The sequence below is a fragment of the Vibrio sp. L5-1 genome, assembly GCF_021728315.1.
Classification (GTDB): Bacteria; Pseudomonadota; Gammaproteobacteria; order Enterobacterales; family Vibrionaceae; genus Vibrio; species Vibrio splendidus_K.
This window is the reverse complement of record NZ_JAKKCQ010000002.1, coordinates 595,527-617,213: the sequence shown is the minus strand read 5'-3', so window position 1 is coordinate 617,213 and position 21,687 is coordinate 595,527. Positions and strand designations below refer to the sequence as shown.

General features: G+C 45.1%; 19 protein-coding genes. 11 read left to right on the top strand and 8 right to left on the bottom strand.

Annotation, left to right across the window (positions count from 1 at the left end):
- The first annotated feature begins 119 nt into the window (after positions 1-119).
- The 3 genes from torE to torA are packed head-to-tail and all read left to right on the top strand — an operon-like array spanning position 120 to position 4,023.
- Positions 120-302 carry a trimethylamine N-oxide reductase system protein TorE gene (gene torE / locus L3V35_RS09565; RefSeq protein WP_004734591.1) on the top strand — a complete coding sequence of 61 codons (183 nt, stop codon included), beginning with the start codon at positions 120-122 and terminating at the stop codon, positions 300-302.
- Between the two features lie 52 nt (positions 303-354).
- The gene (gene torC / locus L3V35_RS09560) at positions 355-1,536 is read left to right on the top strand and encodes a pentaheme c-type cytochrome TorC (protein WP_065205537.1); all 1,182 of its coding nucleotides are present in this window, start codon (positions 355-357) and stop codon (positions 1,534-1,536) included.
- 24 nt (positions 1,537-1,560) lie between these two features.
- Positions 1,561-4,023, top strand: coding sequence for a trimethylamine-N-oxide reductase TorA (gene torA, locus L3V35_RS09555; RefSeq protein ID WP_065205536.1), 2,463 nt, complete (start codon positions 1,561-1,563; stop codon positions 4,021-4,023).
- 372 nt (positions 4,024-4,395) lie between these two features.
- Here torA and L3V35_RS09550 read toward each other — a convergent pair whose 3' ends face one another.
- Positions 4,396-5,610 carry a putative manganese transporter gene (locus tag L3V35_RS09550; protein ID WP_065205535.1) on the bottom strand — a complete coding sequence of 405 codons (1,215 nt, stop codon included), beginning with the start codon at positions 5,608-5,610 and terminating at the stop codon, positions 4,396-4,398.
- 201 nt (positions 5,611-5,811) lie between these two features.
- On the opposite strand from L3V35_RS09550, the gene L3V35_RS09545 reads away from it, so the two are divergent.
- Entirely contained in the window at positions 5,812-6,717 is a 906-nt protein-coding gene (locus L3V35_RS09545) for a manganese-dependent inorganic pyrophosphatase (RefSeq protein WP_065205534.1), read from the top strand.
- Between the two features lie 149 nt (positions 6,718-6,866).
- Entirely contained in the window at positions 6,867-7,256 is a 390-nt protein-coding gene (locus tag L3V35_RS09540; protein WP_004734596.1) for a DUF2750 domain-containing protein, read from the top strand.
- Between the two features lie 248 nt (positions 7,257-7,504).
- Here the strand turns inward: L3V35_RS09540 and L3V35_RS09535 are convergent, their stop codons facing one another.
- The 7 genes from L3V35_RS09535 to pspF all read right to left on the bottom strand — a co-directional run bounded on the left by L3V35_RS09535 (position 7,505) and on the right by pspF (position 14,684).
- Positions 7,505-8,284 carry a DUF2927 domain-containing protein gene (locus L3V35_RS09535; protein ID WP_065205533.1) on the bottom strand — a complete coding sequence of 260 codons (780 nt, stop codon included), beginning with the start codon at positions 8,282-8,284 and terminating at the stop codon, positions 7,505-7,507.
- A 36-nt stretch (positions 8,285-8,320) separates the two neighbouring features.
- Positions 8,321-9,103: an ATP-binding cassette domain-containing protein gene (locus L3V35_RS09530; RefSeq protein ID WP_004734598.1), complete on the bottom strand. Its 783-nt coding sequence runs from the start codon at positions 9,101-9,103 to the stop codon at positions 8,321-8,323.
- The gene (locus L3V35_RS09525; RefSeq protein ID WP_017078997.1) at positions 9,100-10,101 is read right to left on the bottom strand and encodes an oligopeptide/dipeptide ABC transporter ATP-binding protein; all 1,002 of its coding nucleotides are present in this window, start codon (positions 10,099-10,101) and stop codon (positions 9,100-9,102) included. The genes L3V35_RS09530 and L3V35_RS09525 overlap by 4 nt, the downstream gene beginning before the upstream one ends.
- Positions 10,101-10,988 (bottom strand): putrescine export ABC transporter permease SapC, encoded by an 888-nt coding sequence (gene sapC / locus L3V35_RS09520; protein WP_017078998.1) that lies wholly within the window; start codon positions 10,986-10,988, stop codon positions 10,101-10,103. The genes L3V35_RS09525 and sapC overlap by 1 nt, the downstream gene beginning before the upstream one ends.
- The gene (locus tag L3V35_RS09515) at positions 10,975-11,937 is read right to left on the bottom strand and encodes an ABC transporter permease subunit (RefSeq protein WP_004734601.1); all 963 of its coding nucleotides are present in this window, start codon (positions 11,935-11,937) and stop codon (positions 10,975-10,977) included. The genes sapC and L3V35_RS09515 overlap by 14 nt, the downstream gene beginning before the upstream one ends.
- Positions 11,937-13,559: an ABC transporter substrate-binding protein SapA gene (gene sapA / locus L3V35_RS09510; protein ID WP_054546643.1), complete on the bottom strand. Its 1,623-nt coding sequence runs from the start codon at positions 13,557-13,559 to the stop codon at positions 11,937-11,939. Before sapA ends, L3V35_RS09515 begins: the two co-directional genes overlap by 1 nt.
- 102 nt (positions 13,560-13,661) lie before the next feature.
- Positions 13,662-14,684, bottom strand: a complete 1,023-nt coding sequence (gene pspF / locus L3V35_RS09505; protein ID WP_004734603.1) for a phage shock protein operon transcriptional activator — start codon at positions 14,682-14,684, stop codon at positions 13,662-13,664.
- 316 nt (positions 14,685-15,000) lie between these two features.
- On the opposite strand from pspF, the gene pspA reads away from it, so the two are divergent.
- The 6 genes from pspA (at position 15,001) to L3V35_RS09475 (ending at position 21,681) form a co-directional block, all read left to right on the top strand.
- On the top strand, positions 15,001-15,672 hold the full coding sequence (gene pspA / locus L3V35_RS09500) for a phage shock protein PspA (protein WP_065205531.1): 672 nt from the start codon (positions 15,001-15,003) through the stop codon (positions 15,670-15,672).
- A 14-nt stretch (positions 15,673-15,686) separates the two neighbouring features.
- Positions 15,687-15,920, top strand: coding sequence for an envelope stress response membrane protein PspB (pspB, locus tag L3V35_RS09495; RefSeq protein WP_004734605.1), 234 nt, complete (start codon positions 15,687-15,689; stop codon positions 15,918-15,920).
- Positions 15,913-16,299: an envelope stress response membrane protein PspC gene (pspC, locus tag L3V35_RS09490; RefSeq protein WP_029405178.1), complete on the top strand. Its 387-nt coding sequence runs from the start codon at positions 15,913-15,915 to the stop codon at positions 16,297-16,299. The genes pspB and pspC overlap by 8 nt, the downstream gene beginning before the upstream one ends.
- A gap of 157 nt (positions 16,300-16,456) precedes the next feature.
- Positions 16,457-17,491: an efflux RND transporter periplasmic adaptor subunit gene (locus tag L3V35_RS09485; RefSeq protein WP_065205530.1), complete on the top strand. Its 1,035-nt coding sequence runs from the start codon at positions 16,457-16,459 to the stop codon at positions 17,489-17,491.
- A 1-nt stretch (position 17,492) separates the two neighbouring features.
- A complete protein-coding gene (locus L3V35_RS09480; protein ID WP_065205529.1) occupies positions 17,493-18,578 on the top strand; it encodes an efflux RND transporter periplasmic adaptor subunit in 1,086 nt (361 codons plus the stop codon).
- Positions 18,571-21,681, top strand: a complete 3,111-nt coding sequence (locus L3V35_RS09475) for an efflux RND transporter permease subunit (RefSeq protein ID WP_017083278.1) — start codon at positions 18,571-18,573, stop codon at positions 21,679-21,681. Before L3V35_RS09480 ends, L3V35_RS09475 begins: the two co-directional genes overlap by 8 nt.
- Positions 21,682-21,687 lie beyond the last annotated feature (6 nt).

Here is a 21,687-nt window from a genome sequence, read left to right as displayed (position 1 = left end):
AGGAGATTTGATTGAACCCTACTTTGTGTATGGTCTAAAATTTGTTGTTAGATACTCAAGAACTTTAGCTCCTTAGAATGAGCTACTCGAAATTACTAAATACAAAATAGGCAAAATGTATGAGTGATGTTAATAAAATTGAAACTGGCGAAAAACGCTCGTTGGAGTGGAAGTCATTCCTCTTCATCGCAGTGGTTCTCTTTCCAATATTAAGTGTGGCTTTTGTAGGAGGCTACGGCTTTCTAGTTTGGGCACTGCAAGTGTTTGTATTAGGTCCTCCAGGTGCACACGGCGGCATGTAATGCCCTCTTGCTATCACATTTTTATTAGAACTAATTTTTAAGAGAGCTAAACATGAAATCATTTTTAGTTAAATTATGGCGCACAATGACTCGCCCAGCAGTACACATCAGTCTTGGTGTACTAACCATGGGTGGCTTTATCGCCGGTGTTATTTTCTGGGGCGGTTTTAATACAGCGCTAGAACATACAAATACAGAAGAGTTCTGTGTAAGCTGTCACACCATGCGTGACAACGTATACGTAGAACTACAAGAAACGGTTCACTGGAAAAACACTTCTGGTGTACGTGCTACTTGTCCTGACTGTCACGTTCCACATGAATGGACAGCAAAAATTGCTCGTAAGATGCAAGCATCTAAAGAAGTATTCGCTCAAGTATTTGGTGACCTAGATACGCCTGAGAAATTCGAAGCTCGTCGTATCGAACTGGCTAAACACGAATGGGATCGTTTCTCTTCGAACAAATCTCTAGAGTGTAAAAACTGCCACAACTACGATTCAATGGATTTCGAAAACATGCGCCCAACAGCGCGTATCCAGATGAAGAACGCGGCAGAGCGTGATCAAAGCTGTGTTGACTGTCACAAAGGTATTGCTCACAACCTTCCATTAGATATGGCATCAGCGAGCGGCATTGTTGGTGAGCTAGAAAATGTAGCAAGCAGCACATCTTACGCAAATGGTTCTGACGTGATCTCTATTCGTCACCTGCCAATGTACACAGATGAAACAGCAACAGTTGAAGCGGGTCTACTAAGCCCTGCAAGTAAAGTTGCGGTTATCGACGAAAAAGGCGACATGATCAAGATTCAAATCGACGGTTGGCGTAAAGCGAAAGGCTTCGGACGTGTAATCCAAGAAGACTTCGGTATGAACATCTCAACTGCAATCTTGACGAAAGATGTATCTCAAAGTGACGTTATCACTGTTGGTGAGAAGAAAGAAGATGAGCTTACTGGCCTTCCATGGGAAGAAGTTAACCTAGCACTTTGGATGAAGAAAGAGTCTATGGTTGATAACTTCGATCCAATCTGGAACGCAGCGGGTCAAGCGTACCAATCTAACTGTTCAACGTGTCACTCACAGCCAGATGAAGCTCACTTCAGCGCTAACGGTTGGGTAGGCATGCTAGATGGTATGATTGCGTTCGTTAACTTCGATACAGATACAGAAGCACTTGTTCTTAAGTATCTACAGAAGCACTCATCAGATTTTTCTGAAGGCCATCACTAATAAGACGTCAATTGGAGTAACACAATGGCAATTACAAGAAGAAGTTTCCTGAAAGGTGTCGCTACTACAAGTGCGGCATCGGTTATCGGTCCAAGCTTATTGGCGTCGGCATCAGCGTCTGCTGCAGAAACAGACGGCGCGTGGAAAGTCTCTGGTTCTCACTGGGGTGCATTCCGAGCTCGCGTTTACGCGGGTAAAGTGCAAGAAATTAAACCTCTAGAAATCGATCAGCATCCAACAGAGATGTTGAAAGGTATCAAAGGCATTATCTACAGCCCTTCACGTGTGCGTTACCCTATGGTTCGCCTAGATTGGTTGAAGAAGCATAAATACAGCGCAGACACGCGTGGTAACAACCGCTTTATTCGTGTGACTTGGGATGAGGCACTAGACCTTGTTTACCGCGAACTAGAGCGCGTACAGAAAGATTACGGTCCATGGGCACTTCACACCGGTCAAACTGGTTGGAGACAAACGGGTCAGTTCCACAGCTGTACTAACCATATGCAACGTGCAATGGCACTTCACGGTTACTCTGTGAAGAAAATCGGTGACTACTCGACAGGTGCTGGTCAAACGATCATGCCTTACGTGCTAGGTTCGACTGAAGTTTACGCACAAGGTACATCTTGGGAACTTATCCTAGAAAACAGTGACAACATTGTTCTTTGGGGTAACGATCCAGTTAAAAACCTTCAAGTAGGTTGGACATGTGAGACTCACGAGTCGTTCGCATACCTAGAACAGCTGAAAGAGAAAGTTGCTAAGAAAGAGATCAACGTTGTTTCTGTTGACCCTGTTCAAAACAAAACAGGCCGTTACCTAGAAAACGAGCAGATGTACATCAACCCACAAACTGATGTGGCGTTCATGCTTGGTGTTGCTCACGTTCTTTACAACGAAGGCCTATACGACAAGAAGTTCATCGAAACTTACTGTCTAGGTTTTGAAGACTTCATCAAGTACGTTCAAGGTGAAACGAAAGATAAAGTTGAGAAGACACCAGAGTGGGCTTCGGCTATCTGTGGCGCAAGCGCGGACTCTATCCGTGAATTCGCTAAGATGCTGGTTAACGGTCGTACGCAGATTCTTGTTGGTTGGAGTATCCAACGCCAAGAGCACGGTGAACAGCCTTACTGGATGTGTGCAGTTATCGCAGCAATGGTTGGCCAAATTGGTCTTCCGGGCGGTGGTATCTCTTACGGTCACCACTACTCAGGTATCGGTGTATCTTCAACTGGTTTCGCTGCTCCGGGTTCTTTCCCGTTGAACATCGACCAAGGTCAATCACCTAAACACACGAATACAGATTACAACGGTTACAGCCGCGTAATTCCAGTAGCTCGTTGGGTTGATAGCTTGCTTGAACCAGGTAAGAAGATCAAAGCGAACGGTTCTACTGTAACGCTACCAGACATTAAGATGATGGTATTCAGTGGTAACAACCCGTGGCACCACCACCAAGATCGCAACAAGATGCGTAAAGCATTCAAGAGTCTACAAACTGTAGTGGCTGTTGATTTCGCTTGGACTGCAACTTGTCGTCACTCTGATATCGTGCTTCCAGCATGTACTCAGTGGGAACGTAACGATATTGATGGCTATGGCGCGTACTCTGGCCGTGGTTTGATCGCAATGCACAAGCTAGTGGATCCTCTGTTCCAGTCTAAGACTGACTTCGAGATCATGTCTAGCCTAACTAAGCGTTGGGGTCGTTACAACGATTACACGCGTGGTATGGACGAAATGCAGTGGGTTAAATCTCTGTATGACGAATGTCGTGCATCAAACGAAGGCAGCTTCGAAATGCCTGAGTTTGCTGAGTTCTGGGAGAAAGGTTTCTTAGACTTCGGTAAAGGTAAGCCATGGACTCGTCACGCTTCATTCCGTGAAGATCCAGAGATCAACGCACTAGGTACACCTTCTGGTTTCATCGAAATCACAAGCCGTACTGTTGGCAACATGGGTTACGAGCACTGTCAAGAACACCCAATGTGGTTCGAGAAATCTGAACGTTCACATGGTGGTCCAGGCTCTGACAAACACCCGTACTGGCTGCAATCTTGTCACCCAGACAAGCGTCTTCACTCTCAGATGTGTGAATCTGAAGAGTGGCGTGCGACTTACGCGGTACAAGGCCGTGAGCCTATCTACATCAACCCAGTCGATGCTAAGAAGAAAGGCATCAAAGATGGCGATGTAGTACGTGTGTTTAACGACCGTGGTCAACTACTAGCAGGTGCTGTTCTAATGGATAGCTACGCTCCTGGTGTTGTTCGTATCGAAGAAGGTGCTTGGTACGGTCCGATCAACGAGAAAGTGGGCGCGCTAGATACTTACGGCGATCCAAACACACTAACTCAAGACATCGGTACGTCTGAACTTGCTCAAGCGACTTCAGCAAACACATGTTTGGTTAACTTCGAGAAGTTCCAAGGCAAACTGCCTCCAGTAACTTCATTCGGTGGTCCAATCGAAGTTTCTTAAGACTTGTTCTTGAGAACCAAGATTGAAGCTTGAATTAAAGCCCCTGTAAGGATTCTTACAGGGGCTTTTTGTTTTTCTGGTATTCGTGTTGGGGGTTTCTAATTAAGCATTGTAGCGACGCTTATGGAGGCGTATATGGGAAGCGCTATAATGTGATGCGAATTAAGCAATTGAGCCGAGAGGGTAAGTCAAAAGAATCTCTTTTGAGAAGCTTGGGTTACTGGAAGCAATTAGATTACTGGAAACAAAAAGGCCGATACAAAGTACCGACCTAATAGAAACCTATGGAGTTAAGCTTGAACCTTGGATACAAACCGGAGCCTTAGATAAAAACTCAAGCTTCGATTATAAACCTAAGCCTTGAACGTAAAGCTACAGCTCGAACATAAACCAATAACCGTATGCACAGATTAACGCGGGCACACTGGAATACAAGGTCGCGACAAGCGCTGCTTTTGGTGCCATTGCAATCGCAGGGAATAGCGCGTCACCATCATTCGAAATTGCGTTACCTACTTGAGCTGACAGTGGCAGTGCACCAGAAAGGTACAGGCTAGTGACCAGCAACTGCGGACCACACCCCGGTAGCAAGCCCATCAACACTCCCGCCAGGGGGAGCATCATGCCCCAGCTTGAGAATAGCGTCGCAAAATCGACATTTGCTATCACAGAGCCAAATTCGAAGAAAAGAAAAGCAACCACCACCCATGCAGTAACGAAGTTAGTATCTTGAGCCGTTTTTTGTAGTGGATGAGAGCCTACACATTTCTCGTCTTCACTGACGGCTGATTTGTAATCTTCAATTTCACGGGTGAGACCCCATAGAAACATCGAGCTAATCAGCAAAATAGTGCCTGCCCATTCCATCGACATTTTGGGCAAAGCGAGCAACTCATTCACATCCACTTGAAAAGAGCCAAGTAGGGCAACCGCAGCACCTGGAATAATGAGTACAGACCAGAGATAGCCTTGTAGGTTGATCGCTTTTTTCGATACTGCTTCTTTGTCTTGAGATTGAGAAGCACAGCTGCTCACCGCTTGATTTTTTTCTGCTTTTTTTGGGCGTAAGAAGTCGTCTGCGTGAAACAAGTTAATGATTCGACCTGACGCAGTTCCGACGATCACGCCCATCGCCATCATGGCTAAACCAGTCTTGGGTTCGCTTGCAATGAGCAGGAAGGCCGCATCACCCATGGTTGAGACGAGCACAGCAACAACTGCGCCGAATCCGAGTTTGCCCGAGATAAATTGTGTGGTAACCACGATCGCACCGCCACAGCCGGGTAGCGCCCCCATAAGTGCAGCGAATACAACTTGGTTTGAACGGGATTGATGGACGAGCTTGTTGAATACGTTATCTTTGTTGATATACAGGCTTAACCCGTGGTAAATCGCTAAGGTCAAAGCAACATAACAAGACACGGCCCAAAAGGCGTCTGACAAGGTAGTGACCGTCAATTCTCGCGTGGCAGGCGCCATAACTAAAGCTGCAAGTGAGATTGGTAAAAGCAGGCGCTTAAAGGACAGTGAAAACTGAGTTGTTTTCGCAGCGCTACTGCTTGGCAAAAAAGAGATTAGTCGATCCATAGGTGTTACTCAAAATTAGTGGCTTAAGATAAATATATACGAATGATAATAATTATCAATTGCATTTGTTGTTTTTTTATCTATTGTTACCATTGGCTAAACCTACGAAACATGACCAACCTGAAAAAATGAGGTAAAGTATGGCTAATAAAGAGAGGCTCTAAAGGTAGAGTCATAATTGTTAGTGTAATAGGAAGAAACATGATTTTAGTTGTTGGTCACAAAAACCCTGATAGTGACAGTATTTGTAGTGCGTTAGTTGCAACAGAGCTTCTTAAAGCTCGTGGCGAGGAAGCGACACCAATTCGCCAAGGCGAGATCAACCGCGAAACTCAACACATTCTTGAAGTCGCTGGTGCTGAAAAGCCAGAACTTCGTACTTCTGTTGCTGGTGAAAAAATCTGGCTAGTAGACTACTCAGATCTAGCACAAGCACCGGACGATGTTGCTGAAGCTGAGATCGTAGGTATTGTCGATCACCACCGTTTAGGTGACGCGATGACAGTTAACCCTATGGAAGCTTGGATCTGGCCTGTTGGTTGTACAAATACTGTACTTTTCAACATGTTCAAGATTGAAGGTCACTCTATCTCTCAACAAATCGCTAAACTGATGATGTCTGCAATTCTTTCAGACACGGTTGGTTTTGCTTCTCCAACATGTACTCAAAAAGACAAAGACGCTGTTGCTGAGCTTGCTGAAATTGCTGGCGTGACTGACATTGATGCATTCATCAAAGCGCTTCTAATCGCTAAGACAAACATCGAAGGCCTATCTGCTGCACAGCTAGTAGAAAAAGACCTTAAAGGCTACCCATTCAACGGTCGCGATGTTGTTGTTGGTCAAGTTGAGCTTGCGACTCTTGAGCAAGTAGACGGCATGATTGAAGCGCTAGAAGCGGATCTTGAAGCGCGTTGTGAGAAAGACGGTCTAGCGTTCGCTGCAGTAATGCTAACAGACATCACTACAGCTCAAACTCGTCTTCTATACAAAGGTGAGTGGGCTGATAAGTTGGTTAAATTCGAGAAAGACGGTGTATTGATGATGGAAAATACATTGAGCCGTAAGAAGCAAGGTTGGCCTTGGCTTCAAGGCGAGCTTGTTTAACCAAGTCGCTTAATTATAAACGCCTGCTAATTTAGCAGGCGTTTTTCTTTGAAGTAGATTTTCTTCTTCATCGAAAATGTTTGAAGTTAAAAGCTCTCGGCATAAAATAGCTTTAAGAGCAAAGTTACTGACTAAAGTAGGAAATTAAGATGACTACACAGCTAGACGATAAAAAAATCGCTGAAATCAATAAGTATACGGGTGAGCAACGCCTAAAGTACTGTGTGAAAGAAATCGTAGCGAACCGTGAAGTATGGATCTTAACCGATGAACACGGTTGTGTAATGCTGAACACAGAAGATGAAGACTGTGTTCCAGTATGGCCAAACCAAGAGTTTGCTGAATCTTGGGCTACGGGTGATTGGTCTGAGTGTAAAGCTGAGTCTATCTCGTTGAACAAATGGCACAGCCGTTGGACTAACGGTCTAGAAGACGACGAGCTTGCAGTGGTTGTGTTCCCGAACGAACAGGAAGAAGGTGTTATCTTGTTTCCGGATGAGTTCGACTTCGAATTGAAAAAGCAGGCTGCTAAGCGCTAGTGCTTTCGTAACATTGTTACACGGTTACACGGTTACACGGTAAGTCAGCGTTGCCTTTTCTTAGGCAGCGCTATCATTCTATTTTCCCATCTAAGCTGTTCAGACAAACAAAGTAACGTCCCTGCCTATTTCCGCTAGTACTCAATTCTTCCGTTAGCCCTCAATATTCCTGTTCGTGGCTAGTTATTCCGTTAGTACTCGATCATTCCGTTAGTATTCAATATTTCTGTGTGCAGTCAGTTATTCCATTAGTACCCAATTAACTGATACAACGGTGCTTGCTGCGCTGCTTTTGAAGCTTGTTGGAGCACGCCAGTTTCGCTGTATTGCTTTAGTATCTTTCGAACAATAGGTTTTACTTCAGATTTTGTCATTCCAGCTTTCAATTCTGGCTCATACAGTAGCTTTAATAGCACCATATCTAAGGGTGACAATAAGTCTTCTGGCGTATGGTCATTAAAAATAGAAGGGTAGGCTTTATCTGAATCATTCGGCAGGCCTAAAACCTGTGTGATTTCTTCCACGATACAGGCGACGAGCTTACCTCGAGATCTTGCTTGATCAACGGGAATAACAATCCCAGCGTAAACAATCTCACCTTTAGAATTAGTTCGATAACCCGCCGTGCAAATAGCGTTGTTTAAGTGCTCAGTTGATTTGAGTTTGAGCACCAATTTCGCCTCAGATACCCACTGACCTTGCCTCGTGTATATCCATTTTACGTTCGCTTCAGACTCTTTGTTGACGATTGTTATCGGGTGCTGGGTGACTTCGGATAAGTGTCGGATATGAAGCTCTGTGAGCTCTTGATGCAGTTCTTCATCACCCACTCGATGATCGATCCAAATCTTGATCGGTTGTTTCCATTTGGCGAGTGGCTTGTTGCCTTGGGAATATTCGTGTTGAAGTGCGACGTTATAAAAGGCAATTTCGACGAAGCTTCTATCTAACCAAGTGAGCGGTGTGCTTGCTGCGTTAAAGGAAAACAGCGCTAACAAAAAGGGAAGCATTGAAGCTCTTAATAACATACCTTTCCCCTTTGTTAAACGTAGCGTGATTCGAGGTTAGTGGTTCGGCGCTTTGGAGAAATGGCTCTCAACCAATCTTTGGGTGATTTGGTGAGTTGGATTGGTTAGCACTTGATCCGTTTCCCCACTCTCAACCACATTACCTTCGTGCATGACGATGATTTTGTCTGTAATGTGCTTAACAATACCGAGGTGTTGAGATACATAAACGAACGATACGCCCATCTCTTCTTGTAACTCTAAGAACAGGTTGATGATTTGCGAGCGCATTGCCATGTCTAAACCATTCAACGCCTCATCAGCAACGATGATGGATGGCTGAAGAATCAAGGCACGAGCCAAACAAACCCTTTGTTTCTGACCTGCAGCCAGCATCTGCGGGTAGAAGTAAGCATGTTCCGGTAGAAGACCCACACGTAATAGGGTGTCTTTCACACGACGCATACGGGCTTCTGGTGGCATATTGGTGTTTCGCTTTAATGGACCTTCAAGAATTCGACCAATCTGAATGCGCGGGTTAAGCGAGGTGTTCGGATCTTGGAAGATCATTCGAATCAGCTTACAGCGAGTCGAGTAGTCCTTGTGCTCTAGCTTTTCACCGTTCACACGAATCTCGCCCGCAGTTGGCTCTACCATGCCCGCTAGCATTCTTGCTAATGTCGACTTTCCTGAACCATTCTGACCGATAAAACCAATCGTCTGTCCCGCCTCAAGCGAAAAGCTTACTGGTTTCACTGCCTGATGAATCTTTTTACGGAAAAGACCAGAGCGAGTCGTAAAGTCTTTAGATAAATCAATGACTTCTAATAATGCACTCATGATTTCTTTTTCTTCTCCATATTAAGAGGGAAGTGACAATTGAACTTATGGTTTTTGATTCGTTTGGTATAAGGAATCTCAACACATTGCCTTTGCGCATACGGGCAACGTGGTCCTAGTCGACAACCAATAGGAAGGTGCTGCAACGGAGGGATTGAACCTGGCAAAGACTGTAGCTTCTCTTTATGAGGAATCCAGTCGTTAAAGTCAGGCATCGCTTTCAGTAGAGCGACGGTATATGGGTGTTTAGGTGCATCTAACAGCTTCTGCGTATCCGCTGATTCCACAGACTGACCACAGTACATAACGGTAATGCGGGTTGCCCATTGGGTAATGGTGGTTAAGTCATGGCCGATCAGCACGATGGTCGTGTTATTGATCTGATTCATACGACTCAACAGACGCAATATTTGAGACTGTGTGATCGGATCTAGATCGTTGGTTGGTTCATCAGCGATCAAGACTTTTGGTTTGGCTGCGATCGCCATGGCGATCATAACTTTTTGACACTCACCATCGGTCAACTCATAAGAGTAACTGTCCATAAGACGAGAGTGATCTTTAATACCGACTTTGTGAAGTAGAGCGATGGCCTGCTTCTTACGCCATTTGAATCTCTGCCACCACCGACCTTCAAACGAATAGGAAGGAATCGCTTCAATCAGTTGATGGCCCACTTTTTCAGATGGATCAAGACAGGAGGATGGCTCTTGAAAGATCATCGCGATATCACGAGCAATAACTCGGCGTCGTTCTTTGGGTGTCAGTTGCAGGAGGTCGATATTGCCAAGGCGCATTCGGTCGGCAGATACTTTCCAGTTTTCTTTACAAACCCCAACGATCGCTTTTGCAACCAAGCTCTTGCCTGAGCCTGATTCACCTACTAAGCCGCGAATTTCCCCTTCATTGAGGGTAAGACTCATTCTGTCAACGGCTTTAACCATCCCTTGAGGGGTCTCAATCTCGATGGTTAGATGTCGAATATCAAGTAAAGGCATTATTCGATTCCTGCATTTAGCGCTTGGCGAACACCTTCACCGACGAGGTTAATCACGATCACTGTAAACATAATGGCTAAACCGGGTAGGGTTACTGTCCATGGTGCGAGGTAAATCAGCTCTACAGAGTCACCCAAGATTGAGCCCCATTCGGTACTTGGTGCTTGAGCGCCAAGCCCTAAGAAACCCAAAGCCGTGATATCAAGAATGGCGACTGACAATGCCAGAGTAATTTCAAGTGCCACCACGGTAAGAATATTAGGAAGGATTGAATTCCATAAAAGGTAGAAGTCGTTCGCACCATCGAGGCGAGAAGCCAAAATATAGTCTTTTTCTACCTCAGCGTGCACGGCAATGTATACCGAACGAATAAAGCGTGGAATCAATGCTAAACATAAGGCAAGCAAGATATTAAACTCGCCAAAACCAAGAAACGCCACGAAGATAATGGCCAGTAACAGAGACGGAATCGACATAACGGTATCAAGCAGGTGGTTTAGCGTGCTTGATAGTAATCCACGAGTCATCCCCGCAAGTACGCCAATCAGGCAACCAATGACTGCTGCGATAAAGGTAATCACAACCGCGGCACCAAACGTCAGCTGAGAGCCGATAATCAGACGAGAAAGAATATCTCGGCCTAAGTCATCGGTACCTAAGAAATACTCAACTGTTCCTGAGGGATCCCAAGAGGGTGGGGTTAACAGGTGTCCCGTTTGTTCTTGAGCATCATGCGGAGCTAGCCATGGTGAAGTGACGGTGATTAGAATGATTAAGGCCAAACACCACAGTCCAAACATAGCGAGATTATTGCCACGGAAGCTGCGCCAGAAACGCTCGAACTGGGTTGGAATCTGCTCTTCTTGGTAGACGTTATTTGTTAGCATACCATTCCTTCCTTACCAGTGGATTGACCATCGCGCCCAATAGATCGGACAGAATGTTTGCGGTCAAAACCAAGGTTGCTACCACGATCACGCCCGCTTGAATTGAAACGTAATCTTGATTAGATAAAGCATCCAATAACCAGCGGCCAATACCCGGCCAGTTAAAGATAGACTCGGTAATAATAGCGAGCGTTAACATACTTGATAGTTGAACGCCGACCTTAGGAATAATCGGTGGTATCGCATTTCTTAACACGTGCTGCGTGACGATCTCTCTTGTTGAAAGACCTTTAATTCGTGCGGCGCGGATGTAGTTTTGAGTCATCACTTCAGCCACTGACGCTCTCATCAGTCGAATTACCTGAGTCGTTGGGGCGAGTGCCAATACAAGACAAGGTAACGCCATATGTTCGATAACACTTTGCAGTGCGTGTGCTCGATAACGACCTTCTGCAAAAAAGGCATCAATTATAGCGAAGCCAGTGACGTGTTCAATTTCGTAAAGCAGGTCGTATCGCCCACCAACTGGGAACATCTCAAAGTGCAACGAAAACACCATGATCATCAGCAGTGCGACCCAAAATATAGGTGCAGAGTAACCGGCCATTGAAGTAAACGATATGGTGGTATCGACAAACTTGCCCTGTCTCATGCCAGCAATAGTGCCGAAAGGGATGCCGATAAACAGCGCAAGCACAAAAGCAAAGAAACACAGCTCTAACGTTGCAGGGAATACCACGACAAGCTCATCGATGATAGGCGCTCCGTGCTTGCTCAAGCCAAAGTTCAGTGTCGATAATTCTGTGATATAGCTAAGCCAACCGGGCCAAAAATCTTGAATCGCCCAGGGTGAGGTTTGGTCTAGTCGAAGCAGAGCGAACCCCACTAACGTCAGGATCCCCAGTGTAATAATGAATAAGTTTACACGTCTTAATGTATACCAAAACATCACTGCACCTCTCTTCTGACTTGATCAAAAGGTTGAGCATTGAACGGGCTCTGCTTAAAGCCACTTAGCGAACGATCGTGCACGCGGAATTGCACGCCATGAGCGAGAGGAATCACAGGAACTTCTTCATTGAGAATGTTTTGGGCTTGTCGATACAAGTTCACACGGTGCCTTTGTTGATTGATCTCTAATGCTAAGTCGAGAAGGAAATCAAAGTCTGAATTACACCACATAGAGACGTTTAATCCTGCTCGTTCTGAGCTACATGAAAGAAGCGGACGTAAGAAGTTGTCTGGGTCGCCCGTATTGCCGATCCAACCTGTGAGCAACAAGTCCGTTGAGGAAATGGATGACAGCTGTGTACGATCAAATCGGTCGTCGGTATAGAGCTTAAGTTCGATACCAATATCAGCTAAATTTGCTTGGATTAATTCTGCTGTTTTTCTTGGGCTTGGGTTGTAAGCTCTTGGTTCTAAAGGAACCCACATTGAAAGCTCTAGCCCAGGTTCTACCCCGGCTTCTTTAAGAAGCGCAACTGCGTAGTTGCGGTCATAGCGAACTTGAACGCTGTCTTTTTGGTAAGCCCAAGAGGTCGGTGGCAAGAGAGTGTAGGCTTTCGTGCCCGTACCGTAATAAACAGAATCAAGAATGTTCTGACGATTGATAGCCAAGTTCAGCGCTTTGCGCACTCGTGAGTCACGCAGTGCAGGGTGCTCGGTGTTCAGTGCGATGAAAGAGACATTAACCGCAGGCGTGGCGGAAATCTTCAACTCTTCATGAGCTTGAATAATAGGAATCTGACTAGAAATCGGTGAGTTCAATACATCACACTCACTACGAAGTAGCTTGGCAAGAGTCCCTGTCCCACGTTGTGAAGTATCAAACACAACTTGGTCCATTTCTACGTCACCCTTCCAATAGTGCTTGTTCTTTTTCAAGCGAACTAGATCATTGATTTGGTATTCATCCAAGTAGAAAGGACCTGTGCCAACGGGCTTGGAGTCTATTTCATTCTTTTCATCCGTAGCAATGAGTTTATTGGCATATTCTTTAGAGTGAATGACCGCATAGCTGGTGGCGATATTGTTGAGGAATGAATTGTCTGGGCGACTTAATTGGAATTTCACTGTTAGGTCATCAACCGCAGTGATATTGACGATCAGGTTTTGGAAGTCGATACCAGCAAACCATGGGTATAGGCCGCCGCCCACATAATGAAATGGGTTTGAACTGTCAATGATTCGCTCAAAACTAAAGACCACATCTTGTGCATTCATACTGCGAGTTGGGGTAAACCAGTCTGTGGTTTGAAACGCAACATTAGGGCGCAGTTTGAAAGTGTACTCTGTACCTGATTCATCGACAGACCAGCTTGTTGCCAAGTTCTGTTTTGGTCGATAAGTCATTGGATCAAGAGTGAGCAGTGTATCGAAAATTTGAGGGCTCAGCGATTCTGAGGTAATGCCACTATCAACCAGTTGTGGGTTGAAAGTACTAGGATTACCTTGGCCGCAATAAATGAAGCCTTTTTCACGGATTTGCTCGTGATTCACACTCTCACCACATCCAGCTAAAAAGCTCAGCGTGCAGATGCTCAGTGATAGTCTTATTAGTGCTTTCATAAAAAGAAATACTTTTCGAAACGAGGCGTTAGAGGAGCCTCAAGATCCGGACAATTTAACATTTTATTTATTCGGCTCCAAATAATAATCAAGTGCGGACAACTATTTATCGTTAGCTTGTCCGACAATCGCGTACTTCCTCACCATTCCACGTAATTGGTTGTAGGTTAATCCAAGTAATTCTGCTGCTTGTTTCTGGTTATACTTGCTTTGCTTTAGGGCTTGATTGAGCAGCTTGATGTCTTGTTGTTCTTGCCATGCTTTGTAATCAAGTGGCAAAGAAAACGAGCTCTCTGATGAAGTATGGCTGTTGGACGGCGCATTGCCAATTTCATGCGTGGAATCTTGATCTATTTTCCATGCGGGTTTGAATGGGTTAAACACCAAAGATTCAATAGGATATGGGTCTTTACCGTGCTGGTAGACTGCGCGCTCAATAACGTTCTTGAGTTCTCGCACATTCCCTGGCCATGAATAATCCAGCAGCGCCTCTACGGCAGACGGAGCAAAGCCAACAAACAACTCCAATTCTAATTCACGGCACATCTTAATGGCGTAGTATTCCGCCAGCAGCGTGATGTCTTCTTTTCGCTCTCGAAGAGGGGGAATAGTAATCACGTCAAACGCTAGCCTGTCCAATAAGTCAGCTCTGAATTCGCCCCTTAATGCCATGTCTGGCAAGTCAGCGTTGGTCGCGCAAACCAGTCTTACGTTGGCACTTAAAGCTTTTTGTCCGCCGACACGTTCATACTGCCCGTATTCAATAACGCGCAATAGCTTCTCTTGAACGGCTAGGGGCGTGGTTGCGAGCTCATCAAGAAACAGTGTTCCACCTTCCGCTCTTTCAAATCGACCCTGATGACGACCTTTTGAACCAGTAAAGGAACCAGACTCATGACCAAACAACTCAGAATCAATCAAACCTTCACTGAGCGTTGAGCAATTAAGTGAGATCAACGGCTGATCCCATCGCCTTGAAAGGTAATGCAGCCTTTGAGCTATGAGCTCTTTACCCGTCCCACGCTCTCCAATGATCAGGATCGGTCTTTCGATTGGTGCGAGTTGAGATACTTTATCTAAAACGGAGAGAAAACTGGGTGATTCACCAATGAGGTTCTGCTGCATAGCGGGTCCTTGTGCGATTTGAGCGCCGATGGATGTGATTTAGAGGGCTTTATTTAAGTCACGTCATGTAAATAGCTTAAGTATAAGAGTCGTAGTGGTGAAAAATACCAATACTTGGCCAAATTCATCATAGCATGGTTCGGGTTAATCACCATTTTATTGTAAGTGCCTGATAATAAATGGCTTAAAAGTTGGCACGTTACTTGGATTACTTATGGTAGGTTTAACAACAAACGTAAATTTTTGAGCAAGTGGATTGATAAATCGAATAACGCTTTAAAGCACATTTGCCATCATTGTAATTAAGGAGTTCCTCATGGGTATTTTTTCTCGCTTTGCAGACATTGTAAATTCGAACATCAGTGCACTTTTAGACAAGGCTGAAGATCCTGAAAAGATGATTCGCCTGATTATCCAAGAAATGGAAGATACGCTGGTTGAGGTTCGCACTAACTCCGCTAAAGCTATCGCAGATAAAAAAGAGTTAGCACGTAAAGTTGAAGCTATCGAAACTCAGATTCTAGATTGGCAAAATAAAGCGACACTAGCACTGACTAAACAACGCGAAGACTTAGCTAGAGCGGCGCTAATCGAAAAGCAAAAACTTGAAGATATCATCAAAAGCCTTCACACAGAGCAAACCTTGGTTCACGAAACCATCGAAAAGCTGACCAGTGAGATTGGTAAGCTCGAAACTAAAATCGTAGAAACTCGCGCAAAGCAACAAGCATTGATGATTCGTAATAATGCTGCGACTAATCGTCGTGATGTTCAAAAACATCTGCATTCAAGCAAAACCAACGAAGCAATGGCGAAGTTTGAACAATTCTCGCGTAAAGTGGATGAATTAGAAGCCGAAGCGGACGTTTACGCGAAAACAGGTAACGCAAAATCTTTAGATCAAGAGTTTGCAGAGTTACAAGCTCAAGATGAAATTGAAAAAGAGCTGGCGAAACTGAAGCAACAAGTTGAAAACCGCGATAAATAATTTAGGAGTTGTCTATGTCAACATTTCTAATTGCAGGCCCACTGATTGTCTTTTTAATCTTCGTGGCACCGCTATGGTTGTTCTTACATTACCGCAGCAAGAAGAAATCCAGTAATGGTCTTTCAGAAACGGATCTTCAGCGTTTGCACAAGCTTTCTGCTCAAGCTGAATCGATGCAAGACCGAGTGAAAACGCTAGAAAAAATACTGGATGCGGAGTCACCTAACTGGAGACGAAACTATGAGTAGAGAACTGTATCGCGATCCTATTAACGGTAAGCTGTCTGGCGTCTGCGCAGGGTTAGCGAACTATTTTGGCTTGGAAGTGTGGTTGGTTCGCATCTTGGTTATCTCGGCGGCACTGCTTGGTGGTAGCTTTTTGGTGTTATTAGCGTATTTAGCTTTGACATTTATGCTTGAAAAACAACCACCTCAGTATGTCGATCAGATGAAAGCCAAACAAGAGCACACGCTGAAGCAAAAACCTTGGGAAAAAGGGCAAACCGCAGAGTCGTTACTGGGCACTTTAGAGGGTGATTTCCAGAAATTAGAGACCAGTGTCCGCAATATGGAAGCTTATGTGACTTCGGATACTTTCAAAGTCGATCGCGCATTTAAGAACATGTAGTGGTAAACCTGAAAAACATTAGATAACGGTTTAGGAAAATTTATTCCAAGCCGTTATTTTTTTTAATAATTTTGTCTCAATAAATCTTACGATAACTGGTAAGTTACATGTGATTAATCTATGTTATAAAAATATTTATAGTTATGGATGATCACTAATGTATAGAGCCTCCGTTGTCCTATTGACAGCCTTAGCTGGGTTGTCTGGGTGTGGTAAGGAGCTTCCTCCCGTACCTGAACCTGATTCTAGACCCGCCAAACTCTTCACTGTCTCCGTCGGTAGTAATGCCTTTGAACGTAGCTTTCCTGCCACCACAGAAGCGGGTGACAAAGCAGTACTGGCATTTCGTGTTCCAGGGCTACTTCAGACTATCGATGTCACATCTGGTCAACAGGTTACCAAAGGTGATGGGCTTGCAACGCTTAATCCTGACGAATATCAGTTGTTAGAGAAGCAAGCGAGAGCCAACTTTAAGCTTGCCGATGTTCAATACCAACGTTCAATTAAGTTGCGCAAAGATCGCGTCGTATCTGAGCAAGACTTCGACCAAGCGAAAGCTAATCATAATTCTGCTAAAGCGGTGCTTAACCAAGCAAAAGCCAACCTACGTTATACCACCTTGGTTGCGCCTTACGATGGTACTATCTCCATCATTCCTGCTGAAAACCATGAATATATCGCTGCCAAACAAGGCGTGATGAATATTCAAACTAATCAAATCCTCAAAGTCGTATTCTTATTACCCGACCAACTTATCACGCGCTTTTCTTCAGGGTTTGAGACGGATGCAACCATGGTTTTTGATGCTTTCCCGGGTAGCTCCTACGCTTTAGCATTCCAAGAAGTGGATACCGAAGCGGATCCCAAAACCGGGTCGTACAAAGTCACCATGGTAATGGAGAGACCAACCGATGTTGGTATTTTGCCGGGTATGTCAGGCACGGTTCATTTAGTTTCAGCGTTAGCGGCGGCTACAAAAATCCCTACATCAGCAATGATGACTGATGGGGATGATGTCTCTGTGTGGCGAGTGAATAGCGACGGTATTGTTGAAAATGTCGCAATCATTATCGATGAAAATCGCCATATTGTTTCAGGGTTGAACGATGGTGATCGCATCGTAACTTCTGGTGTTAATGGTCTTGAACCGGGCGTTAAAGTTCGAGAGTGGATCAAGGAAAGGGGGCTATAACATGAAAACACTTAAAGTGGCCGCTGGACTGTCGTGTTTGGCTTTACTTACGGCTTGTGAAGATAAACAAGTTGTAGAAGTGAATAACACACCCTTGGTTAAAGCTATCGAGATTTCAGTCATCGATTTTAGCGACAAACTCTATTTCCCTGCGGTTGCAAACGCTGCCGAGAAGGCTCACCTCAGCTTTCGAGTCGCTGGTGAAATCAATAAGCTTGATGTGAAAGAAGGTGAAAGAGTTTCACAAGGAGACATCATTGCAGAGCTTGACCCGACCGATTATCAACTGGATGTCGACAATGCTCAGGCGCGTTACACGGTAATTAACAGTCAATACAGACGTTCAAGTCCGCTAGTGAAGAAAGGTTTATTGGCGAAGTCACAGTTTGATGAAATTGCTGCTCAACGCCAGATCGCTTATGCCGAGCTGGAACTCGCAAAACTGCGCTTGTCGTTCACTAAGCTTCGTGCCCCTGTTGATGGGATCATTTCTCGTGTCAGTGTCGACCAATATGAAAATATTCAGGTAGGCCAACAAGTGGTAAATATCCACAGTGTCGAAGATGTTGAGGTTGTTATTCAGCTGCCTGACCAAATCTACGTCAACCAACCGAGTGAACAACTGTTATCGAACGTTGAGGCTGTGGTTAGAGTGCCAAGTGGTAATGAATACTCTGCAGGTATTAAGGAGTTCACCACTGAACCGGATCCAAGTACGGGCACGTTTACGGTGACGCTTGCTTTGCCAATGCCCGAAGATGATTTGATTCTGGACGGTATGGCCGTTGAGGTGACATCAAATGGGCGAGATATCGGCTTGGAGTTAAAAGCTGGGGTACTTATCCCAATCGAAGCTGTGTTTAATGCGGATGGCGATGATTTAACGCGTCAGAACTCTTATGTATGGGTGCTTAATGACGACAGTACCGTCTCGAAACAGCAAGTCGTATTAGGAAAAGCAAATCAGAAAACATTGCAGGTCATGAAAGGATTGGAAATGGGGCAGCATGTCGTTGTTGCAGGCATATCGCGATTGCGAGATGGGATGACAGTGGAAGTATTGTCTCAGGAGACGAACAATGAGTGAAGTAAATAACAAGCCCCAAAATGACGATCAACAAGGTGATGATCAGATCACAGGTGTTGCTTCTTACTTTATACGTAACAAAGTCATTAGCTGGATGCTATCTCTGATCTTTCTTATTGGTGGTGTCTCTGCCTTTTTCGGCTTGGGTCGTTTAGAAGATCCTGCCTTTACCATCAAAGATGCGATGGTTGTGACCTCTTACCCAGGGGCCACACCTCAACAAGTCGAAGAAGAAGTTACTTACCCACTAGAAAAAGCGATTCAGCAACTTACCTATGTGGACGAAGTGAACTCTATCTCTAGCCGCGGCCTATCACAGGTAACGGTGACGATGAAGAACAACTACGGCCCAGATGATCTTCCGCAAATATGGGATGAACTTCGCCGAAAAGTGAATGATCTCAAGGTTGAACTGCCACCCGGCGTCAATGATCCTCAAGTCATCGATGACTTCGGTGATGTTTACGGTATTTTGCTGGCGGTGACGGGGGATGGCTATAGCTACAAAGAGTTGCTGGATTACATTGATTACCTAAGGCGAGAGCTAGAGTTGGTTGATGGGGTCAGTAAAGTCTCCGTTTCTGGCCAACAACAAGAGCAAGTGTTCATTGAGATATCGATGAAACGGATAAGCTCTCTGGGTCTGTCTCCAAGCACGGTATTTAACCTTTTATCGACTCAAAATATTGTATCAAGTGCAGGAGCGGTAAGGATTGGTGATGAATATATTCGAATCCATCCAACCGGTGAGTTCCAAAACGTTGAACAGCTTGGAGATTTGATTCTTACGGAAGGTGGCGCTCAAGGGCTTATCTATCTAAAAGATGTGGCGAATGTAACTCGTGGTTACGTTGAGGTACCGAGTAACATCATTGGTTATAACGGCGAACTCGCGCTTAACCTGGGTGTCTCTTTTGCGCAAGGCGTGAACGTGGTCGCAGTGGGTGAAGACTTTGATCGAAGACTCGCCGAGCTTAAATATCAACAACCCGTCGGTATCGACATCTCCGAGGTTTATAACCAACCTAAAGAGGTGAACAAGTCGGTAAGCGGATTTGTGGTGAGTTTAGGGCAGGCGGTTGCGATCGTAATCGTGGTGTTACTGTTCTTCATGGGAGTACGATCGGGCCTGTTGATTGGCTTAATACTGCTATTGACCGTATTCGGCACCTTTATTTTCATGCAGTACTTCAAAATCGATCTTCAACGTATTTCACTGGGCGCGTTGGTTATTGCCTTGGGGATGCTGGTGGATAATGCCATTGTGGTGGTGGAAGGGATATTGATCGGCACGCAGAAGGGGAGGACCCGGATGCAGGCCGCCACTGATATCGTGACCCAAACCAAATGGCCACTGCTTGGCGCAACGGTGATTGCGGTCACCGCGTTTGCTCCAATAGGTTTGTCTGAAGATTCAACGGGCGAATACTGTGGCACCTTGTTCACGGTGCTATTGATTTCATTGATGCTGAGTTGGTTTACCGCCATCTCGATCACGCCGTTTTTTGCCGATATCTTCTTCAGAGGACAGAAGGTTGATCCCGATAACGAAGGCAAAGACCCATACAACGGGATGGTTTTTGTTATCTATAAAAACTTCCTTGAGTTCTGTATGAAACGCGCGTGGCTAACCATGATCGTTCTGGTAATTGGTTTAGGTGCGAGTGTGTACGGTTTTGGCTTTGTGAAACAAGCATTCTTCCCATCTTCAACTACTCCGATGTTCCAAGTGGATGTTTGGATGCCAGAAGGTACTGATATTCGAGCTACTAATACCAAGTTGAGAGTGCTTGAGAGTTGGTTGTCGGAACAAAGTGAAGTTGAACATATCACGACCACAGCCGGTAAAGGTCTGCAGCGTTTCATGTTGACCTACTCACCCGAGAAGAGTTATAGCGCGTATGGCGAAATCACGGTTCGTGTGAAAGATTATCAGGTACTTGAGGGGCTGATGCGTCGCTTCCGTGAACACGTTGACAGTCAGTTCCCAGAAATTGATTACAAACTTAAGCAAATTGAATTAGGTCCTGGTGGCGGTGCGAAAATTGAGGCTCGAATCGTCGGTTCAGATCCAACCGTGCTACGTTCAATCGCAGCTCAAGTTATGGACATCATGCGTGCCGATGACGGAGCGTTTAACGTTCGTCATGATTGGCGTGAAAGAACTAAGGTCTTAGAGCCTCAGTTCAATGAAAGCCAAGCGCGTCGTTATGGTATTACCAAGTCTGACGTTGATGATTTCCTAGCGATGTCTTTCTCTGGTAAGTCGATTGGTGTGTATCGTGATGGTACTACGCTGATGCCTATTGTGGCTCGTTTACCTGAAGATGAGCGAATTGATATTCGCAACATCGAAGGTATGAAGATTTGGAGCCCGGCATTAAGCGAATACATTCCGTTGCAACAAGTGACGCTTGGCTACGAATTGGAATGGGAAGATCCACTTATCATCCGTAAGAACCGTAAGCGTATGCTGACGGTAATGGCCGACAACGACCTATTGGGTGAAGAAACGGCTTCGACGTTACAGAAACGCTTACAGCCACAAATTGAAGCGATTGAGATGCCACCGGGTTATTCGTTGGAGTGGGGTGGTGAATATGAGTCATCTGCTGATGCACAAGCGTCACTGTTTACCACTATGCCAATGGGTTACCTGTTCATGTTCTTGATTACCGTGTTCTTGTTCAACTCGGTCAAAGAGCCGTTGATTGTTTGGCTAACGGTTCCATTAGCGCTAATCGGAGTAACGACAGGCTTGTTAGCCTTGAATACACCATTTGGCTTTATGGCATTGCTAGGCTTCTTGAGTTTATCCGGGATGCTACTTAAGAACGGTATCGTATTACTTGATCAAATTGAGATTGAAATGAAATCAGGTAAAGACCCTTATGTTGCGGTAGTTGATGCAGCATTGAGTCGTGTTCGCCCAGTATGTATGGCAGCGATTACAACGATTCTAGGCATGATTCCGTTACTGCCTGACATCTTCTTCAAGCCAATGGCAGTAACCATTATGTTTGGTTTAGGCTTTGCGACTGTACTCACGCTAATCGTAGTACCTGTGCTGTATCGTTTATTCCATAAAATTGAAGTGGCTTAACGTCAA

Excerpts from the sequence above, each read along its gene's own strand:
- sapA (WP_054546643.1), bottom strand. The coding sequence starts at position 13,559 with ATGAAAGCACTAATAAGACTATCACTGAGCATCTGCACGCTGAGCTTT.
- L3V35_RS09515 (WP_004734601.1), bottom strand. The coding sequence starts at position 11,937 with ATGTTTTGGTATACATTAAGACGTGTAAACTTATTCATTATTACACTG.
- pspF (WP_004734603.1), bottom strand. The coding sequence starts at position 14,684 with ATGCAGCAGAACCTCATTGGTGAATCACCCAGTTTTCTCTCCGTTTTA.
- L3V35_RS09480 (WP_065205529.1), top strand. The coding sequence starts at position 17,493 with ATGAAAACACTTAAAGTGGCCGCTGGACTGTCGTGTTTGGCTTTACTT.
- L3V35_RS09530 (WP_004734598.1), bottom strand. The coding sequence starts at position 9,103 with ATGAGTGCATTATTAGAAGTCATTGATTTATCTAAAGACTTTACGACT.
- sapC (WP_017078998.1), bottom strand. The coding sequence starts at position 10,988 with ATGCTAACAAATAACGTCTACCAAGAAGAGCAGATTCCAACCCAGTTC.
- torE (WP_004734591.1), top strand. The coding sequence starts at position 120 with ATGAGTGATGTTAATAAAATTGAAACTGGCGAAAAACGCTCGTTGGAG.
- pspC (WP_029405178.1), top strand. The coding sequence starts at position 15,913 with ATGAGTAGAGAACTGTATCGCGATCCTATTAACGGTAAGCTGTCTGGC.
- L3V35_RS09485 (WP_065205530.1), top strand. The coding sequence starts at position 16,457 with ATGTATAGAGCCTCCGTTGTCCTATTGACAGCCTTAGCTGGGTTGTCT.
- pspB (WP_004734605.1), top strand. The coding sequence starts at position 15,687 with ATGTCAACATTTCTAATTGCAGGCCCACTGATTGTCTTTTTAATCTTC.
- L3V35_RS09550 (WP_065205535.1), bottom strand. The coding sequence starts at position 5,610 with ATGGATCGACTAATCTCTTTTTTGCCAAGCAGTAGCGCTGCGAAAACA.
- torC (WP_065205537.1), top strand. The coding sequence starts at position 355 with ATGAAATCATTTTTAGTTAAATTATGGCGCACAATGACTCGCCCAGCA.
- L3V35_RS09540 (WP_004734596.1), top strand. The coding sequence starts at position 6,867 with ATGACTACACAGCTAGACGATAAAAAAATCGCTGAAATCAATAAGTAT.
- L3V35_RS09545 (WP_065205534.1), top strand. The coding sequence starts at position 5,812 with ATGATTTTAGTTGTTGGTCACAAAAACCCTGATAGTGACAGTATTTGT.
- L3V35_RS09475 (WP_017083278.1), top strand. The coding sequence starts at position 18,571 with ATGAGTGAAGTAAATAACAAGCCCCAAAATGACGATCAACAAGGTGAT.
- L3V35_RS09535 (WP_065205533.1), bottom strand. The coding sequence starts at position 8,284 with ATGTTATTAAGAGCTTCAATGCTTCCCTTTTTGTTAGCGCTGTTTTCC.
- pspA (WP_065205531.1), top strand. The coding sequence starts at position 15,001 with ATGGGTATTTTTTCTCGCTTTGCAGACATTGTAAATTCGAACATCAGT.
- L3V35_RS09525 (WP_017078997.1), bottom strand. The coding sequence starts at position 10,101 with ATGCCTTTACTTGATATTCGACATCTAACCATCGAGATTGAGACCCCT.
- torA (WP_065205536.1), top strand. The coding sequence starts at position 1,561 with ATGGCAATTACAAGAAGAAGTTTCCTGAAAGGTGTCGCTACTACAAGT.